This is a genomic window from Nitrosovibrio sp. Nv4, from assembly GCF_900215485.1.
Classification (GTDB): domain Bacteria; phylum Pseudomonadota; class Gammaproteobacteria; order Burkholderiales; family Nitrosomonadaceae; genus Nitrosospira.
Genome location: NZ_OCMZ01000001.1, coordinates 1,091,665 through 1,110,435, shown reverse-complemented (window position 1 = coordinate 1,110,435; position 18,771 = coordinate 1,091,665). Strand labels below are relative to the sequence as shown.

Annotated in this window: 11 protein-coding genes; 2 read left to right on the top strand and 9 right to left on the bottom strand. The window is 53.6% G+C overall.

All coding sequences use genetic code 11. The annotated features are described in order from the left end of the window. Positions 1-22: 22 nt before the first annotated feature. The 4 genes from CRO05_RS04950 to CRO05_RS04935 all read right to left on the bottom strand — a co-directional run bounded on the left by CRO05_RS04950 (position 23) and on the right by CRO05_RS04935 (position 4,700). Positions 23-1,228, bottom strand: a complete 1,206-nt coding sequence (locus CRO05_RS04950) for a catalase family protein (RefSeq protein WP_097066063.1) — start codon at positions 1,226-1,228, stop codon at positions 23-25. Then, a complete protein-coding gene (locus CRO05_RS04945; RefSeq protein ID WP_235001291.1) occupies positions 1,161-2,738 on the bottom strand; it encodes a peroxidase in 1,578 nt (525 codons plus the stop codon). Before CRO05_RS04945 ends, CRO05_RS04950 begins: the two co-directional genes overlap by 68 nt. Positions 2,739-2,753: 15 nt before the next feature. After that, on the bottom strand, positions 2,754-4,058 hold the full coding sequence (locus CRO05_RS04940) for a hypothetical protein (RefSeq protein WP_097066062.1): 1,305 nt from the start codon (positions 4,056-4,058) through the stop codon (positions 2,754-2,756). Between the two features lie 210 nt (positions 4,059-4,268). Next, complete coding sequence (locus CRO05_RS04935; RefSeq protein WP_097066061.1) at positions 4,269-4,700, bottom strand: hypothetical protein; 432 nt, start codon at positions 4,698-4,700, stop codon at positions 4,269-4,271. A gap of 640 nt (positions 4,701-5,340) precedes the next feature. Between CRO05_RS04935 and CRO05_RS04930 the strand changes: the two genes are divergently transcribed. Both CRO05_RS04930 and CRO05_RS04925 read left to right on the top strand, forming a co-directional pair. Beyond that, positions 5,341-7,983: a hypothetical protein gene (locus CRO05_RS04930; protein ID WP_097066060.1), complete on the top strand. Its 2,643-nt coding sequence runs from the start codon at positions 5,341-5,343 to the stop codon at positions 7,981-7,983. Positions 7,984-8,131: 148 nt separating this feature from the next. Next, entirely contained in the window at positions 8,132-10,102 is a 1,971-nt protein-coding gene (locus CRO05_RS04925) for a GMC oxidoreductase (RefSeq protein ID WP_235001290.1), read from the top strand. A gap of 153 nt (positions 10,103-10,255) precedes the next feature. On the opposite strand, the gene CRO05_RS04920 is transcribed toward CRO05_RS04925, so the two are convergent. The 5 genes from CRO05_RS04920 to CRO05_RS04900 all read right to left on the bottom strand — a co-directional run bounded on the left by CRO05_RS04920 (position 10,256) and on the right by CRO05_RS04900 (position 18,588). Next, positions 10,256-12,217, bottom strand: a complete 1,962-nt coding sequence (locus tag CRO05_RS04920; RefSeq protein WP_097066059.1) for a hypothetical protein — start codon at positions 12,215-12,217, stop codon at positions 10,256-10,258. 20 nt (positions 12,218-12,237) lie between these two features. Beyond that, positions 12,238-13,095 carry a hypothetical protein gene (locus CRO05_RS04915; protein WP_097066058.1) on the bottom strand — a complete coding sequence of 286 codons (858 nt, stop codon included), beginning with the start codon at positions 13,093-13,095 and terminating at the stop codon, positions 12,238-12,240. A 13-nt stretch (positions 13,096-13,108) separates the two neighbouring features. After that, positions 13,109-15,637, bottom strand: a complete 2,529-nt coding sequence (locus CRO05_RS04910; protein ID WP_200814301.1) for a cytochrome c — start codon at positions 15,635-15,637, stop codon at positions 13,109-13,111. Positions 15,638-15,778: 141 nt separating this feature from the next. After that, positions 15,779-17,557: a hypothetical protein gene (locus CRO05_RS04905; RefSeq protein ID WP_097066057.1), complete on the bottom strand. Its 1,779-nt coding sequence runs from the start codon at positions 17,555-17,557 to the stop codon at positions 15,779-15,781. Positions 17,558-17,562: 5 nt separating this feature from the next. Next, the gene (locus CRO05_RS04900) at positions 17,563-18,588 is read right to left on the bottom strand and encodes a hypothetical protein (RefSeq protein WP_097066056.1); all 1,026 of its coding nucleotides are present in this window, start codon (positions 18,586-18,588) and stop codon (positions 17,563-17,565) included. Between the last annotated feature and the right edge of the window lie 183 nt (positions 18,589-18,771).

Here is an 18,771-nt window from a genome sequence, read left to right as displayed (position 1 = left end):
AATAGTGACGCTGTAAAAAATACTAATCGAATTTTTCATCCCCGGTTGGTTCAAGATGGGTGGTTTGATTCATCTCCTGCCGAAAGTTGGATAACTCATAATACATTCTAAAGCGCGCTCGATTCAGATTGCCTAATGGCCTATGTTCAGGAAGGCAATGCCAGGGATTCATTTTCAGTCGCTTGGCAAACTCAAGGTACGCCTCGGTATCAAATTTCTGTTTCGGGATATGAACTGTAGCAGCAGGAATAAACGGGGAAAGCTTTTCCGGCCAACGTACTGAGCCATCTTCAATAGGCATTAAATGAGGATCCGTCTGTATTTGAATCATAAGATCAAACTCAACATCTTTCTCATCCAAAGTCTTGATCATGTTCTCCCGCAGATAATTGAAAGGCGGTGTGCCAAATGGCAGACCAGGAATATGAGTTTCAACTTCTGACGTTTTTGGCACGAATGAGTACATCATGGCCTGTCCTTCACCCAACAGATAGGGAGTGCAACTCCAGTAACGTTGTCCCAACGGGTTATACTGGGTTTCATTCCACAGACTCTGCATGAAGAAGTCAAGCAAGTGTGTATCCTTCGGATTGAGAAAATAATAAAGCGTCATATCTACCAGGCTCCAGTATTGCAGTTTGACATTTTCCCGGGTGTTGGGTGTGACAAACGTCGCGCCGCCACTGGTGGTGATAAAATCCTGGGTAAATTTTTCCTCACTCATAAGTTTTTCGCCCGGAACACCCATGAGTTTCACCGCCATGCTCATAAAACCAACATCGTTAATATCGGCAGGTACATTGGGTCCTGGTCCGGAGTAGCGTATATAAGCCGGGTAACTGCGCGGATTAGCGAAAATACCTTTGCGACAGTGTTCCGGCAAATCATCTCGTATGGTTACCGTACCATGCACGATGCCGTGCGTTTTTGTATTACCGCCCCGCTCATATCCTCCCGGTTTGAACCGCCCGCGCATCTGATCCATCATCAGGTCGACAATTTGATTCAAGCTGTCTTCTTCATCCGGGTCGAATTTTTCTTCAGCCAGTTGCAGACCTTCGTTCTTGCGTCGCCGATTAATCAAAAACTGGATAACCTTTGCGCTGGGTTCGCGAAAGAGATAGTTCCACTGTGGGCGAAACCAGGGTTCTAATCGGCGCTCAATGCGTAGCAGCTGAATCAGAAAATTGTGAATAGCTTTTAGTATCCGGTTCTTGATCTTCGTCATGATGGCTATCACTCCCGTTAGCAGGTAAGGCCGAAATGTACTTTAGCGCTCGCAGCCCAGGCATAAAGAAATATCCGCCACCATGGGTGGTAACAAACTGCGGCAAATGACTGGTTTTCTGCATCGGCCCGGACTGACCGGGACAATTAAAATGATCAGTACCTTCACCGCTCATTAACGGTTCGCGATTCCCCAGCAATGGGTCTCTTTCCTCTTGCACCCCATTAAATTTACTATTCATGGTCCAGGCATTCTGAACAAATTCAAACTGCCGTGATATGTTGGCTACGAGACAAATAAACTGCAGACCACGTTCGCTGGCAGGCGCATCCGGTTTGATGGCATCTTCCGGCGCAAGTGCTGGTCCATAACTGCGACCACGTCGCAGCAAGCGATGAAAACGGGAAGAGGCAACCAGATCCTCGTCCGACCTTTGACCAAAACCTAATATCTTGATCAACCGACTGATAAAGCCATTTACCCCCGGTGGCAGGTCGCCCGTGCGTGGGTTGGATCGACGGATATGAGCACCGAGCGGGCAATGGTTCCCATTTGGGTCCTGGTCGAAGGTAAAATCGTTCCAATGATCTTCGCGCGGGATACCTGGAATGCGTTCCGCAATCAAAGGCGTGCCATTACGTTCTCTACCTAGCATCGCTGCGGCAAGTTGTTCTCGTTTTTGCGGCATGTGATCCGACACCTTGTCAAGAAACTGCCAAAAACCGGCAACATCCTGGCCCAGGTGCCGAAGTACCAGATACGTTCCATTACGACCAAAATCCTTCCATGCGGGGTCATTTTTGGCGTTAGGCAGCAAGGTTGCGAGCTTGTCTTTCCTGGGATCGATGAGCGGTCGCGCAGTGTATTGCCCATATTCATTGGGATAGCCAAGCACCATCTCTCCAACAGCAAGCAAGTTGGAGAAACTATCGCGTTCATGTATATCCGTGCTTTGTCGCTGCATCCAGTCAATTGTTGGTTGGCTGATACCATCGTGGAATCCGAAAGATTCAATGTCGCCTATATAAAGTGTAGGTAATTCTTCCAGCAACAGAAATGCCCTTGAGAAATGTTCACCTTCTACAGTTTTTCGCCAGGCTTCAATATTCCCTTTTCTGGCATAAAGCAGTAATAAAACATGCGGCACTTGTGCCGCATTGCCACCCCACTTCCACCGTTGCGGTGCATTGCGGCCCACATCGCCCAGGCGGCGAGAGCGGCTTTCATCTCCTGCCATACCCACGATGAACTCATCGGAGAAGCCATCGACAACTGATTCCTTTAGTCCCAGTGCACGCAGACCTTCTACAGAAAAGGCAATCTGCACCGCCGTATCCGGCGGAGGATCCTTCGTAATGGCACTGTTGATCGGCACCGTATTCAGCCATTGTTTAGCCAAATCAACATTCGCAATATTCAGCAACATAAAACAGGTATCTGTTAATTTCCCATAGCCAAAGCGCAGCAACCCCTGCAGATCATCAAATTCAAAGTCGCTTGATTTTTTCATGTCCATACTCCCTGCTCAGATCAGGCTGAGCCATTCACGGATTTCCGCATCGTTGGATTGGCGAATTTCCATGCTTTGCCGAATACGACTATTACGCGCCAAATCAACTGCTGTCAGTCCCGGATAAGCCTTATACCAAACCTCTGTGGGTATTTGATGCCGCCTTTGCGTATATTTGAATGCATGCTCCCGATGTGCGCCTTCTTTAATAATCCACCTCGTGGTAGGGTAGCCGACAGCATTGCTAAAGATGAGATTCAAGCCCCAGCCGACCTTATTAATAAAGTCGTCCATATAGCTTTCATGACTACCATCGTAATTACTGGCGAAAAAAACTCTATGGTTATTATCCATGAGCACCCAACGGGCAAAATGGATCGTTTTTATTCGAGCGAGAAATCCACGGTTGTATATGTGCCTGGCAAAATAGTCGGTCAGCAGGAGTATGAATTTGAAAGTCAGTAAGCGGAACAGGCCAGGTTTCACATCACCAAACACACTGTACTGATTAGTGACATCCCAATCTTCCTGCACTGTAAGTTCTGTTAAATGGTTACGGCCAGGCCGGATAAAGAGCTCAGGTTCCGAACGTTCCAGCATTCTCAAACGTAGTGCAAAGAAAGGTGCGATAACCAACAATAGCGGGGATAGGAGAAGTATGACTAACGGCATCCCGATCTTATGCAGAAGATTGCGGACTTTCCATTCAGTGGGTGTGGGTTCTGGTGGGGATAACATAAGCCTGCCTTTATATTTTTCCATTTCGACATGAGACAATAGCTTTTGCCGTAAGGCATGGACATTCTCCCGGCCAACATCATCAACAATTTTCTGTAAATAGGTAGACAAACTTCGATGCAGTTCTGCTTCTTCGTGGATTTGCCTGACCGTTCGGCCAATCCAGTTAACATAATTAGCGTTAGCATTTATATTGTGCGCTTTCATCCATTCCAGCAGATTTTGATCTTCCTCAGTAATACCTTCGCAATGAGAAAAGATTTTTTTTAGACCTGATTCCGCAAGTTCCATGAGTTCCACTAAAAAAGTATGTATATCTCCATCGATGTCGCAAAGAAAGGCAAGTGCAGGCCGCCACGGTCTTGGTGTTACACCAAACTCTTTGATTTCATGTGCGGTTTTTGCTTCTATGATTACAAAACGCGCAAAATGCAAGCGATCAAACTTGTTGAAAGAAATCAGGACATTATCCGGGTCAGCATGACCAGGTATTTTATTCATCGAGGTCAATAAAGCGCGCAGGTTTGTTAACTGCCCAGCGCGTACAGTCGCAGCAATCATGAAGCTGGATTGAGGTGTCATGGTTTCCTGTCTCAGGTAGACATTTATGCGACTTCTTCTTTTATTGGTTCAGCGGTTCTCCTGTGAGTCTGGGTCGCGGGGTATAAGTTGAGGCGGCCGCAGTGGAAATGACAGCGATCCTCGAATGGCTGGGATTCCGATAACCGCAAGCCTGTTTTTGAAGTCTCGACCGTTCAACCTGTATGCCTGAACGAGGTACGGCGGAATCGCTCAGAACTGCAGGAAGAAATGTATTAACTGTTTCTTGCCCCAGTAAACCTTGCCCAAATATTGCTTGTCCGCGACCTTGCGAATTTCGTCGCGTATCCTTTGCGCAACCACCGATGTCTCTGAATAATCGAGGACGATGCACGGCTTCTGGTCGAACCAGCTGTCGCCCTTGTAAACCCTCGCAAGGATGGCGCGAAGGCCAAAGGGGGTAATCTCGTTCTTCAACGTACCGCTCTTGGCATCGAAGATCTTGCCCTGCCAGGCGAAATAGTTGACTATCTGCGCAATGGCGTGGTTGTAACCGGCCCCCGGCGCGATAATGGCCGTACCCTTTGCTTCACCGTCTGGAATCTCCCCGGACTCACTGTCGGAAAACAACCGGTCGAGCTCGTCTTCAGACATTTTGATCACCTGTTCAATATCGTAGGCCATTGCCACCTCCCTATCTGTATTACATATCTACAACACACAGGCCCGGCCACGCCCGCGGCAAGGACCATCCTCCGGTACATCACTAGGCGACTGAAACGCTCGTGAAAAGTCGAATAAACCGCACTTTTTCAGGTCGCCCAACCTATCAGCCCTGTCCACCGTGCCTTGCGTCCCCCTCAAGGACGGTCAGTTCTTCTCCTTCAGCAGATTGATGCCGCGCGAGCATTTTTTTATATCCTGATTTCATCATATATCTGTTCCTCATTTAGTCAATCCGATTTCCGTCGCATTAGCGAAGCGGAAGGAGCCGTCCTTCTGGCCTTTATTATGTTTTATGGCAGGCGCCTCCGGATTTTGCATTCCAATCAAGACAGCTGCTTACCTCCGCAAATAATACGTTGCGTTGCGCGGCCGGAATTTCTTGTATTTTCAGGAATCGCGCCTAGACTGAAATCAGCAGAGCGGAAGACGTTCCCACGATCTGAAGAGGATGCGAGAGCCGAGTGCATACGCCAATATGCAATATGTATTGCTTGACACGGTTTCCCGCAATGTAGCTTAGCGTTTGATTGAGGTACTTCCAACACGTCCAATATAGGCTCCAGCTAAACCAACATCTGATTTATCGCAGGAGGCTGCTATGAAATCCGGAATAGCTGCTATCACTCTCATTGCAACGGGACTGGTTATATCCATTGCCGGTTGCGCTTACAAGCGCCCTCCCTGGATCGCGACCGAGTGTATCGAGGGTGCGTACGCGACGGCAGGCGCCGTCAAAGACGAGGCGCAATGTGTGAAAAGATCGGCGGAAAGCTTTCCTGCGGCGGACGAGGATTACTTCAAAGATATGGACTATGGCATCAGCCAGCAGCCGGATAAGGTTGTCTCCGCGCTGGAACCATTTGTGCCGGGTATCTCCCGCACGCCCGAGGAGGCCGTAAAAGCGGTGGTCAGAGGTCGAAACAACTGGATCGTCTGGACGGGGGGCAACGATAAATTCTGGGATCATCTCAATATCAACAGCGAGGGAAGTTTCGATCTGCTGAAGGTCCTTTCAAACCATCCCAGTCTTATAAAAAATCCGGGATACAGCCGAGATAATCGCTGGTATTGGTTTGGTCTCGTCAATGAACCATGCTTCAAGAAGAACACCGATGCGCAGGGTAAACCGATAGGCCGCAGCGATCGCTTTGGCCTTTACCTGGATGCGCGCGATCCTGACTGTGCGTCGGATCCTTTTGAGAATGAGCAAAAATACCCGGGCGTCAAGATCGGCGCACGTGGCAAGACAGTACCGATCGGTTCCTACTACGGTTACGCAAGTGGCATCGTAGGACTACGATTGTTCCCCAATCCCGATTTTGATGAAACCGCGAAAAAGCGGTGGGACCCCGAACGATTTTATACCGATCCTGCATATTATAACGATGCCAACCTGGTCAAGCCTTATCGGGTAGGCATGTCCTGCGGATTCTGTCATGTGGGTCCGAACCCTTCCAATCCGCCGAGGGATCCCGAGAACCCGGAATGGAGTAATCTCAATTCGAACCCGGGGGCACAATATTTCTGGTTCGATCGGGTGTTCGCCTACGAGGCCGATAAGAACAGCTTTGCCTATCAGTTTCTCAGCACTAATCGACCTGGTGCATTGGATACTTCTCTGATCTCAACCGATTATATGAACAATCCCCGTACCATGAACGCGATTTACAACCTCGGACCCCGCATGAAGAATGCTCTCCGCTGGGGGTATGAAAAACTGACGGGGGGTGAACTGAACAATAAACAGTTTAATGACTACGAGATTCCTCCCGATAGCGTGCTGAGAGAGTTTTTTAAAAGTCCGGATAGAGTGGCTACACCGCTGGTTCTCAAGGATGGTGCAGATTCGGTGGGAGCGTTGGGTGCTTTAAACCGGGTTTTCGTGAACATCGGTCTTTTCAGCGAGGAATGGCTCCAGCACTTCAATCCGCTGATTGGAGGAAAGCCGTTTACTCCTTTCCCGATTGCGACCGCGGGAAAGAATTCCAGCTATTGGAGGGCAACGGAGAATCAGACGCTGGACACATCCTTGTTTTTCCTCGCCGCCAGCAGGCCGGATTATTTGAAGGAAGCGCCGGGAGGCGAGCGCTATTTGACCACTGACGCAAGCACCCTGAAACGCGGCAAGGAAGTGTTTGCAGAGAACTGCGCCGGCTGCCACTCGAGCAAGCTTCCCGAGAAAGCAGTGAAATTCTTCGGCAACGATGGCTGTGTCGGTCCGGGTTATATGAATTGCTGGAACCAGTACTGGAACTGGACCAAAACTGACGAGTTCAGAGAACAAATGAAGGAGATAGTATTAAAAGAAGATTTCCTCGACGACAATTTCCTCTCTACCGACCTGCGGATACCAGTCACGCTACTCGAAACCAACGTCTGTGCTTCCCTCGCCACAAATGCTCTCGAGGGCGATACCTGGGATAATTTCTCATCCACCTCCTATAAGAAGTTGCCTTCGGTTGGCAGCACTACGATTCATCATCCGGTAACGCGGGAGCCTCAGGCATACCCCATGCCCGGTGGCGGCCGCGGCTACATTAGACCGGCTTCCCTGGCAAGCCTCTGGTCAACGGCGCCGTTCCTGCTGAACAACACCCTGGGGAAGTTCTATCCCTCAGGTTCGGTAGAGGACAGGATGAAATCCTTCGACAGCGGTATAGAGCAACTACTCTGGCCAGAGAAGCGCTATTGCGATCAAAAAGATTTGTATGCTGTGACTGATCATTACACTGAGGAATACGGGGATGAGGGGAGAAATAGTTGCCAGGACCGCACTTACCTTACCCGATCCGGCAAGGAGGTACCTGGCATTATCGACCGAACCTGGGCAAGGAGCTGGGTGCTGATACCGGAGGGTTATCTCCCCTGGTATGTCAGGGTACCCATCCGGGACGGCGTACTGAACCTTGGACCGATACCCGCCGGCACTCCTGTCAGTCTGTTATCCAATCTGGACCTGGAAAAGAGGGGCGACGAGGTCAAGCCTCTCCTTAAGAAACTCAAAGGGCATCTTGGGGACCTTATCCTGACCAAAATAAATCCCGACCGGATTACGGACGAGGAACTGCGGAAGGTTTACGCCGATCTTGTCGATCCTCTACTTGGTGTGAGCAAGTGCCCGGACTTTGTTGTGAACCGGGGACATTACTTTGGAACGGATTACCTTCCCGCAGATGAAGGTCGGCCGGCCCTCGGTGAGAGCGACAAACGGGCATTGATCGAGTTCCTCAAGACTATGTAATCATGAGGCTGGTGCGCCCCCGTGCGCGTTGTCGAAGGGAGAAAATGCAAATATATGCATCCGCCGGCGCCACAAGAAGGTTTTCTTTATAATGATTTCAGAACCGTCCTTTGAAGGCCGTTGCTGAAAATACTTCTGGGTTTCATCCTTGATCTCCCGGCGTAGTTTTATCAAGTTCGGCGCCGTACTGCTGTCGGGCGCAAGCACCCTTCTGACGGGATGCACCTCCCTTCTCTGGAAGGGATCATCGCGGCCGTTCGGTCCCCTGGATTGCCCGCCATCTTCCGGCAAGAAATACGATTATATTGTGATTGGCTCCGGTGCGGGGGGGGGACCGCTTGCCTGTAATCTCGCCCTGAAAGGTTTCCGCGTGTTGCTGCTGGAAGCAGGAGGAGAGGAGAACCCTTGCGAATATTATGTTCCCGCCTTTCATGCGCATGCGTCGGAACATGAGGCCCTCCGCTGGGATTTTTTCGTACGCCACTATGCTGACAACGACCGGCAGAAATTGGACGACAAGTTCAGCGCTGAGCAGAACGGCGTCCTCTATCCCCGTTCCGGGACGCTAGGCGGGTGTACCGCGCACAACGCCATGATACTGATTTATCCCCACAATAGTGATTGGGACAACATTGCCGAGTTGACAGGAGACGCATCCTGGCGCAGTGAGAATATGCATAAGTATTTCAAGCGCCTGGAACACTGCGAATACGCGAGCAGGTTCGAAGGACCGGAGAGCCGGCACGGATTCGAGGGCTGGTTGCCGACCAACCTGGCCGAACGCGAAATGCTGCTGAACGACAAAGTCTTGAGGAAGCTTGCGAAAGCCGCGCTGGCAGAATCTCTACGCAGCATTATCAACCCTGTCAAACGGACTCTGCTTAAATTGAGGACTCACGGCGACCCCAACGATTGGCGTTTTATCCGCAGGAAACCCGAGGGCCTGTGCAAGATACCGATCACTACGCAGAACGCGCGGAGGATGGGAACACGGGAGTATATATCGCGAGTTCGTGAGCAATGTCCGGGTTATCTTGAGGTAAGAACCCACGCATTGGCTCAGCGCATCCTGCTTGATGGCCAAAACAGGGCTTACGGAGTGGAGTATCTGGCTGGCGCTCATCAGTATCGCGCCGATCCCAGGCATGAATTGGCGACTCCCGGAATGACGGAAACCGTGCTTGCGGAACGGGAAGTGATTGTCTCGGCAGGCGCATTCAATACGCCGCAGTTGCTCAAGCTCTCGGGGATCGGCCCCCGGGAAGAGTTGGCGGTGCATGAAATTGAAGTCAAAGTGGACCTGCCTGGAGTGGGAGAAAACCTTCAAGACCGGTATGAAGTAGGAGTGGTAACGCGGCTGAAGCAAAACATTCCCTTGATAGAGGGGATGGAACTTCGCTGTCCCGCGCCAGGCGAAACCCCCGATCCGCAGTTCACCCAGTGGCTCCGCCAGGAAGGACCGTACAGTACCAATGGCGCTACGCTAGCGCTCATGAAACGCTCGTTTCCCGAACGCCCGGACCCGGATTTATTTATTTTTGGCCTGATCGGCGATTTTCGGGGCTATTATCCCGGCTACTCCAAGGATATCAGCAAGGCGGAAAACGCCTTTACCTGGGCCATTCTAAAGGGACATACCGCCAACACCGCCGGGCGCGTCACGCTTCGTTCCGGGGATCCCCGGGACGTGCCTGACATCAATTTCCATTATTTCTCCGAAGGCACCAATGCCGGGGAGGATATGGAATCACTTGTTGCCGGGGTGGAAACGGTTCGAAATATCATCAAACGATGCGAGGACGTCGTCGACGAGGAGGTGCTGCCCGGACCAGAAGTCAGAAGCCGCGAAGACATACGCGACTTCATCAGGAATCAGGCCTGGGGGCACCATGCTTCCTGCAGTTGCAAGATGGGACCTGCCAGCGACAAGATGGCGGTTGTGGATAGTCGATTTCGGGTGCACGGAACCCGAAATCTGAGAATCGTGGATGCCTCGGTTTTCCCTAAAATACCGGGGTTCTTCATTGCTTCATCTATCTATATGATTAGCGAAAAAGCAAGCGATGTAATTTTGGAGGACGCGGGCTGGGAACGCTTCATAAGCGGCCCCAAGTTATAATCCCGTAAAGTTATGATTCTGCGTTACCAAACACCAAACCAAACGAACGGCGGCCACTTCTGAGGGACGCGGCACGCGCGTCTGCCATATCTGGCACCCTGAGCACGTACTCAGCGGAGTTTCGGCGAGCGGCAAATCATAAGGTTAAAAAGATCATTGGTTACTCTGTTCTGTCCGTTCCGGTACTCCCGATGGGGCAGTGGCGTCGGCGGGCGGCAGGCAGCGGCGCAGATTCTCGTAACCATACGCGACCATTGCCGCGGCATCGGGCACCTGCCCCGTTTCGGCGCGCAACCACTCCGCAACGGTATTTCGCAGCACGGCGATAGACGGATGAGGCACGGTCTGGACCCAAGGGCTGCCTTTGCGAGACGCGAGCGGCGGCGGCATTGGCACCTTGTCGCGGGAAGCGACTGCAGTTTGCCACATTGAGAGGCGCACGAAGATCCTGGGCGCGCACTGCGCGAGGTTTGTGTTAACCCTGCGCTCATCACCTGCAAGGAAGTTGGGCGGAAAACGCTCGACCGTCAGATGACATGCACCGCATGCCTTCTTGAACGCGGTGCCAGGCTCGAGAACGGGACCCGCCGGTTCAAGGTCGGCCTGTGCCGGCTCAAGTAAAACCGCTGTCTGGCAACATATATCCTGGGTATCGAGACCAAGCGCCAGGCGCAGCGGCATACGGTTGATCGGTACATCAGACCAGTTAAATTTTGCAATTATCGCGCGTATATTGGCAAAGTCTTCGACAACAGCAACGGTGGCTTCTGCCTTGCCGCGTTCTTGAGTCACGGTAATCCGCTCGATCAGGTTGCCGTCCGCCGTGCGGGCTCGTAAGCCACGGCTTGTTGCAATCCCGTTCTTGAGCGAAAAATGAAGCGATGGCTCATCACCGATTGCCAGCGCATCGACAAAGTTCCTGCCCCCGCGCAGCGTGAACTCGCCTGCGCAGTCGTATCGTTCTCCAGAGAGCCTGCAAGGAGCAGTATGTATCCGTCGCGCTGCCTGAGTGGCATGGCGTGCAAGCCATGCATCAAGATCGTGTATATCTCTCTCGGCTATGAGGTCGGCTAATCCCACAACGAAGCGGCGTGCAAGCAGTCGATCGCTCGCTATCCATGTCTCAAGCGGTGCACGGGGCGCTAACGGATCGAACACCGCGATGACATGGGACTGCGCCACGCCTCGGGTGCTGGGCGGAAATGCGAGCGGATCACGGTTAGGAAGATCCGGATTTGGTATCGCGAGGCCGGCCGGCCATCGCGCGGCAAATCCAGGCGAGAGGGTCTGCGCGAGAGCGCTTACATCGAAGATGCGTCCTCCCGACAGACGATACTGCACCGCAGCTGTGATCGCCAAAGCGCGGCAGGCCACATCGCATGCTTCCCGCCAGATGCGCTGAGTCACGCCAATAAGGTTTGCCCGGTCGGTCGCCTTGTCAATAATATCCGGCAGATCAATGCCGCGATGCACAGGGATTCCATAGAACCGCTCTCTCACCTGCGAAAGCTTTTCCGCTACCTTGGGATTCGCGTTGGTCTCATCCCATACTTGCCGCGAGAAAATCGGGGAATGATTCTGATGGCATGCGATGCATATATTCCGGTTCGCGTAAACCAGTCGCGGCGTGTTGTCCTTCCGGTAGTTGCGCACCAGTTGAAATTCAAAGCGCGCGGCTGTCTCGTTGTAGCTGATCACCTCGATCAGGTTCATCTTCTCCTGATAAGCCAGATATAACCGATCCCGGGCAAACATCGGGCCCGCGCCCTCGCCTGTTACCGCGACAACAGCGCGCGGGTATTCGAAGAAGTCAGGCGCTGCAGCGGTCTGCTGCAGCGAACGGCCGAGCGGGATCAGCACGGGAGTCGTGCATGCTCCGTCCGTGCATCCGATGCGCGCTTCGACCTTCCGCACCAGGGCTTCAAATGGAAACGGAATGCCGTCGGCTGCGATAAAATCAAAAAGTGAGCGGCCCGTTGGCGGGAGCAGCGGGCCAGGCTTTGCGGGATCGACAGCCCAGATCGCCTTCTCGCATGCCGGGAAGCAACCATCGCTGGCGGCTGCACCCGAAATGTAGACCAGGGCGATCATTAGAGCCACGCCAATGCAGCGCATGCCTTTACCTTTCCCTTTCTTTACCGGTGAACTGCTGATCTGGCCTGCTCCCCTGGCCAGCAATCCTGCCGGGTTTTACCCGTCTTCGGATACTCCGGTGCGTGGCGTTCGGCCAGTTCCTTATTGTAGAGCGTGAAGTTGAGTAGAAAAATCTTGCCGAGATAAGCGCGGCCGAGATAGAAGCCCGGCCGTATCATACGGATCTCGTCGCGCACCTGCATGCCGCGCCGTCCTGCCAGAGAGTCAGGACGCTCCCGGTAGCCGGGAATCTCCTCGTTATAGGAATAATCGATGATTATCGACTCGCGACGTGAATCGAGCAGGCTTTGCCCGCAATAGAGACGCGCCGGAAACATCAACCATTGTTTCTGCCCGTTCACGGTGATCGTGGGAACTGTCTTCAGGTCTCCGCTGACAAGATGCTCAAGCGACGCCATGTTCTCGACGCGGTTTCGGGCCAGGCGGCTATCACGATAGAAGACCTTCTTACTCCAGAGGTATTTGCGGAGAAGCTCGAATTTTGTCGTTTTAATCCTGGCGGCAATATCCGGTAAGCCATCCGCGAATCCGGCGGCGAGCCTGTTGCCAGAGGTGTCTTTTGGGGAAAACGCGCTGCCATCGAACAATCCATCGGGGATAGCGCCGGCAGCGAGGCGAGCATAGATCTGGTCGATCTGCTCCTGGTCATAGGCGCTGAGAGTTTCGGGGGTGAGCTTCGCAAAATCGGCGAGAGCGAGCGGGAACTCATGCTCCACTCGGGCAAAATCGGGCTTGCTTGCGTGAAGCTCGCCATAACGGCCGAACTTGATCTCGGAAGGCGGCAGACCTTTGCAGGCCGCAAGCATAACGCCCGCACAAACAATGATCATTCCTTTCATCAGGATCTCACCCCTAGAGTGTCGCGAGGAAGGCGATGAGCGCGTTCTTGTCACTATCGGACAAGTCCTCTCCAAAGCGATGGCCATCATTCTCTATACTGGCGGTGCATGAACTGTAGATTGCCACGAGGTCTGGAAAGCCCCGGATGGCCTCGACCATGCGATCCGGCTCCTTTGCGATCTTGCCGGCCAATGAACGCAACTCCGCGGCAATTTTTTTACCCTCCACTTCGCCGAACTGCCTGGCGAGCTTCTCATCAATGACGTCCGGTTTGAGCCTTGAGAGAATCATGTCATTCACGAAAATCTTGTGCTGGAAGCTCGCAACACCCCCGACGCTGACACCGGCCGGCAGTTCCAGGGTAAGGCCGAGCAACCGCCCTTCTTTTCCATCCCAAATCCGCGGCCCTAGCGCCATGCGTACATCATTACTCAGACGGGTGAGCTTCGGCACGCGCTCCCGCGGATTGAGCAGAGCCTGCATTGAAGCAACGTAGAGTTTGAAACGACCCTCGATGCTCGGGTCGTACCCCCAGCAGCCCGGCGCTTTGTCCGCGGGTAGCGCCTGCCTGTTCGCGTCCACATAGGGGGACCGGTAGAAATCGTTTGTCTTGTTGGCCGGATTTCCGCAAAGCTCCGGACCGACGGAATTATTGTGCAGAAACGGAGCATGTGCCCAAAGAGACAGCAGCGAGATGTTGCGGTAGTAGCCCCGGCCACCGTCGTGCGGCTCACGAATGTTCGGATCCGGCGGCCGCGCACGAAGCGTCTCAGAGCCATATTCCTCCCAGATGTTGCCGGTCATATGATTCGAGTGGAGCGAACGACAGCGATGGGTACCAACTTCGGAGGCGAATAGGGCCTGGTCAGAGCCCAACCAGTCGGCGCGCATGCCGTTGAGGTTCAGCGCCCTGAAATCGCGACTCCGGAATGCGCCGCCGGTCAGCTCTGAAATAGACGAATGGCACCGCGCGCACTTGTCGGCAAATACCCTGCGGCCGCGCATCACTGCGTTATTCCCGAACTGCTTGTTCAGGTCACGTTCAAGATCCGCCACCGTGTAGGTGGCCGTGGCATCAGACTCGTGCAACGCGAGTTCGCGGGCTCGCGCAAGATCGGTGGCATCGCCCTCCCTCGATAGGAGAAAGTCATGGATGTTCTCCAGCCGGTCCTCAATGGCGCGGAAATTTGCGCAATCGCGCCGGCACTGTCCAATATCGAACGGTGTCTGGCCAAAGTTGCGGCGTCGTGGGTCGAGCTGGCGCAGGTCCGTCAAGTGATTAGCCCAGCACTGTTCCGAACATCCTCCAATGTTGAAGTAAACCCTTTGAATTGCCTCGAGTGCACCGATCGAGTCCTCGCCGCCTTTCAAGAGGTGGTGTACCGTAGCGGCCTCGGCGCCCCGCTGCCAGCACTTGCTGTCGCGGCCTGGCTCGCACCAACAGTCCGGATCGCCAGCCGAACAGGTTGTAACCTTGCGCCACCGGGTGACCTGCTTGTTTTCGAATTTGGGGCGGGTCTGAGTATGGATAATTGCGTTCGTCGTACCGGGATTGTGTACCTGATCAGTAGCGATCGCCGAGGTGTCCGACGTTCCGGGCCGCGCATGCGAAAATATCTGCACCTCGAGCGTAGTGCCCGGCATGCCGGAGGTAAGCACCTCGGAGATCCGCGAATACTGGTTGCCGACAATGGCCCTGATGTTTTCCTGTTTTGGATTGGCGGTATCTTTGGGAGGTTTTAACGGGTTGAATGAGGCATGACAGGACGCGCAGGTGATGCCAATCAGAAACGGTGGCTCGATTGAACCATCCGCAAGACGACCCAGCTCGCTGTCACTTGAATGGGGTTCTTTCTCGGAGGAATGGCGGTATCCGTCCCAACTCGCGAGACCTCCGTTTACCCTGATCCATTGCGCCTTGTCAAAACGGGGGTTGGGAAACTTGCGGAAACCGATGGCGCCGGTTGAGGTGCCAAAGGCGAGATCGCAGGCAGACTGGCGCTGATCCTTGACCATATGATGCGGGTGGGTCATGCTGGGTGGCGCGTCCTTGTAGTCGCATGCCGGATCCCGGTAGCCCGAATGCCCGACGTACTTGAGTAATTCCTCATCGCCGGGGCACCATTCGAACCCATAGGTGTCTTCAAGATTTTTCGCCGGACAGCCCATGGCGCCGGGTGTACAGCACTCAGGATCATTGATGATGCCCCATGCTGCGAACCGATCATGGTGCTCATTCGCGTTAAGCACGCGATACCAGTCAATCAGCACATTGAGTCGTTGCGGAAATACGTAGGTGTAGAACCGGCTATTCCCGGCGGTGGCCTTATACCAGATCTCGCGGCCCGCTCGCTCCGAGGCATTGAAACCGGATTCGCCTGAATAGAACCCGGCATTATCGAGCACCGGCGATGCTGTCGGAGCAGAAGCAATGGGCGTCTGCGCAAGAGCGGTGGGCAACGAGATAGAGATTGCCACCGCAGCAGCTGCTATTGCCGCGCCGATCCACACGCGTCGGATGACAAATGTCGCTTGTTTCATGTCCTCCTTCCTGGCGGCCTGCCGGACCTAAAGCAAATCGACGGCAAAAACGTCTGGCTGGTCACTTTTTCGCTTCGATTCTTCAAATCCCGCAGGCTGCTAGCTGAAGGAAATAAATTTCAAATGCGCCCTCACATTTTCTCAGCCTCCGCTTGGCAGTGGAAAGAGTAGCTGACCATCAGTTTCATCCAGATTTTGAAGGACAGCGTGCGCTTCCATGAGAAGCCGCCGCTCCACCAGCAAGCTGTATAAACGCTCCAGCTCATCCTTCCGCTTGTCGGCGCTTGCTGGATCGAGCACGGCCTTGACCCTTTTTGTATAGGCCGTTATCCGCTTCTGCAGTTCAGCAATGGCGTCCGCCGAGGTCAGCAGTTTGCGGAACTCGTCAGCGGTTGTGCCCTGTGCCGGATTAGTTTGATTGATGCGAGAGATCACCTCTTTTGTGAGAAAGTCCTTCGCAGCATCTCGCGGTATAGTTGTTGGATCTACCCCGGGAGCTATGGGGATAAACTCGAACTGATCCGGCACGAACTTCAGCAACTCGGCGCGCTTGACCGAAAAAACGGGCGCCTCCAGATCTACGGCCAGTACGGCGGCAAGGAAGTGTGGCGTAATAACGCCGAGTTGAAGCGCCTGATCGATAAGATCGTTCTCTACAAAACTGGCTTCCGGCACAAACCAGCCGAAATGGGTGTCACCTCGCACTCCATCCAAAAGGAGCTTGAACTTCTCAACAAGCTCTTTATTCTCCTGTTGACTCAGTTTGGCGAATGTGGAAAACGCGTTTGCATCGGTCAGTTTGAGCCCGCCCAGTCCTCCCGTGCCGCCCCCCGCAATCAGTTGAGTGTTGAGGAAGAATGACGTTGGGATTTGCATGTCGAGTTCCGGGACAAAGTCGGCTGCACTCCCGAAGGGATGTATTCCTGATGTGCTGCGGGATGAAATCAGGTTGATTTCAGTCGTTTGAAACAAGGGCCTCAGCAGGCGGCTGCCTTCCAGCACCGTCATTCGTCCCGTAGAGGAAACCGAAGGGGCCGCATTTCCATCATCGCGCTTCAGTGCTGCGTTCAGACGCGAGCTGTTAAACCGCTTGAACGTGGGAATGAGAAAGTCGGCCTCAAGCTTGTCTGCCGTGGAAAGTCGCTGGAAGGGACGCGTGTTGGCCGCGGGCCATTTGTTTGGATTGGGCGAGTTCCGGTCGAGATAGTCCGCTACAAAACTTCCCCCTACTCCCGCATGCCAATTATTCCAGGGAAAAAACAGCTCCTTCATGATCGGCGCACCCACCACATGACATCGCAGGCAGGTTCCCGCTCGTTCCGAGGGGGTTTGCAAGTCTGCTTTTTCCGATGACCCCCGAAACTTCCATATCATCGCATCTGTCGACGAGCCGGCGGAATCCAGCTTGTAATAGTTGTATCGCCCTCGTTGATCATCCCAGCCCCACGCTTCAATCTCGCTGTCTTCCGGGAAACCGTTCGGTCCAAACGAGAGTGACAACATCACGTTACCCTTGAGCGACTCGCCGCCATTCGTACCGTCGAACGCTAACACGGCGCGCCGGGATCCCGCCTTTACGGTCTGGACGATGCGTTCGCTAACCACGAATAAATGCCGGTTAGCAGCGTTGGGCTGTATCGCGTTCTGCACGTCCGTGAGCGTCACCTTGTCGGCCTTATCCTTCAGCAGCAGGTTGAAGAATGGATCACCAAGGTCGGCAATTTCCGCAGCCGTCAATAACTTGGGTTGAGATTCATTCCTTGTCTGCTTGAATTGCAGCGTGGATGACTGCGCATACGCGAAACCGGGCGCGACCAATACGAATAATCCGGCAACGACAATGGCGCGTCCTCGTATTATTCCGGTAACCCGTACCCGAAATTGGTCAAGTATCCCAACAAATTTTCGCCAGACACCCATTCCAATCACTCTGGCCCGCGCGAACTGGACTCGACACCGACGCGCGCCCATTCGGGAAGCGCCGCGTTTGGCGCTGCCAGAACGTCGGCTGCAACCTGGAGCTTACGCGCAATTTGCGCTCCGGTTCTAACTGGATTTCCGTCCACGGTCAATCCGGCCGCGATAGTCAGGACCGCTCGCCGTGCGTTCCGGCTCACTACCCAGCTCCCCTGATTTTGGGCAGGATCGTTGATGTCTATCGGACTATTATTGATCCTCCAGACCCCATCCAATTTTACAATCCGCACGCCCGTCGGGTCGCGCAAACTCAATCCCAGATTACCCCGGACGCTTCGCTGTGCTGTAGCACACAATGCGGGATCAGAACTTCGTGCGGGTCCGCACGCCGCTCCCACGAGTGAACAGGTATTTTCGGGAGTACCTTGCGTTCTGCGAACACTGCATGCTGCGAGTAAATTGAACAATGCATTAAGCGTATTAAAGCGCTGGGTCAGGCAGAGTATCCCTTTTTCTCCGTTATTCCATGGGTTTTCCTGCAGATGAGCTCGAAACATCCGTGCCCGCCCGAGAGGCGGACTGGAAGCAGGGTCGAATCCCTGGCCAAACAGTTCTTCCGTCGTCGGGTTTGCGCCGGGCATCACATCCTGAACGGCGTTCACCAAATCGTTGAAACCGAGCCCGGCAAAGGCTTCAAAGTATTCTGGAAATTCCGTGGTAAACGTTACCTGCGCCAACCCGTCCCCATTTGTTCCCGTGCGCCATTCCACGTACTCGTCCTGGTGCTCGAAACGGTCACGATCTATCAACGCATCGGTCGCCTGTGCCGTTATGGGAAATGACGACCAATCTACACTCACCTCCTGGCGCGCCTGACTGCCGGACAGCTGATCGAACGCTTCGAGCCAGGTGAAACCGGAATTGACACGACGCGCAAATGTGTCATAGAACCCCTGCATCTGCTGCTGAAAAACATCGGCTACGGCACTGTTACCAAGGAAATTTCGTCCTGCCGGGTCTGAGTATGGGAACATGTCACCCCCTTGGGAGCTAGGTAAGGAATGTAAGGTTGCGGCTTGATTTAAAAAGTAAACGACAATTTATTATAGACAGGGCATTTCCCTAATGCGTATTTTATTTAGCCAAGTTTTTATTTCTACCTCAAATTTCTACCGGACACTCGGGAATGGCGGGCGTAGGGGGACAGATATGCACAG

Bases quoted from the DNA above. Each gene is read 5' to 3' on its own strand.
- CRO05_RS04950 (WP_097066063.1), bottom strand. From the start codon at position 1,228: ATGACGAAGATCAAGAACCGGATACTAAAAGCTATTCACAATTTTCTG.
- CRO05_RS04945 (WP_235001291.1), bottom strand. From the start codon at position 2,738: ATGAAAAAATCAAGCGACTTTGAATTTGATGATCTGCAGGGGTTGCTG.
- CRO05_RS04940 (WP_097066062.1), bottom strand. From the start codon at position 4,058: ATGACACCTCAATCCAGCTTCATGATTGCTGCGACTGTACGCGCTGGG.
- CRO05_RS04935 (WP_097066061.1), bottom strand. From the start codon at position 4,700: ATGGCCTACGATATTGAACAGGTGATCAAAATGTCTGAAGACGAGCTC.
- CRO05_RS04930 (WP_097066060.1), top strand. From the start codon at position 5,341: ATGAAATCCGGAATAGCTGCTATCACTCTCATTGCAACGGGACTGGTT.
- CRO05_RS04920 (WP_097066059.1), bottom strand. From the start codon at position 12,217: ATGCGCTGCATTGGCGTGGCTCTAATGATCGCCCTGGTCTACATTTCG.
- CRO05_RS04915 (WP_097066058.1), bottom strand. From the start codon at position 13,095: ATGAAAGGAATGATCATTGTTTGTGCGGGCGTTATGCTTGCGGCCTGC.
- CRO05_RS04910 (WP_200814301.1), bottom strand. From the start codon at position 15,637: ATGAAACAAGCGACATTTGTCATCCGACGCGTGTGGATCGGCGCGGCA.
- CRO05_RS04905 (WP_097066057.1), bottom strand. From the start codon at position 17,557: ATGGGTGTCTGGCGAAAATTTGTTGGGATACTTGACCAATTTCGGGTA.
- CRO05_RS04900 (WP_097066056.1), bottom strand. From the start codon at position 18,588: ATGTTCCCATACTCAGACCCGGCAGGACGAAATTTCCTTGGTAACAGT.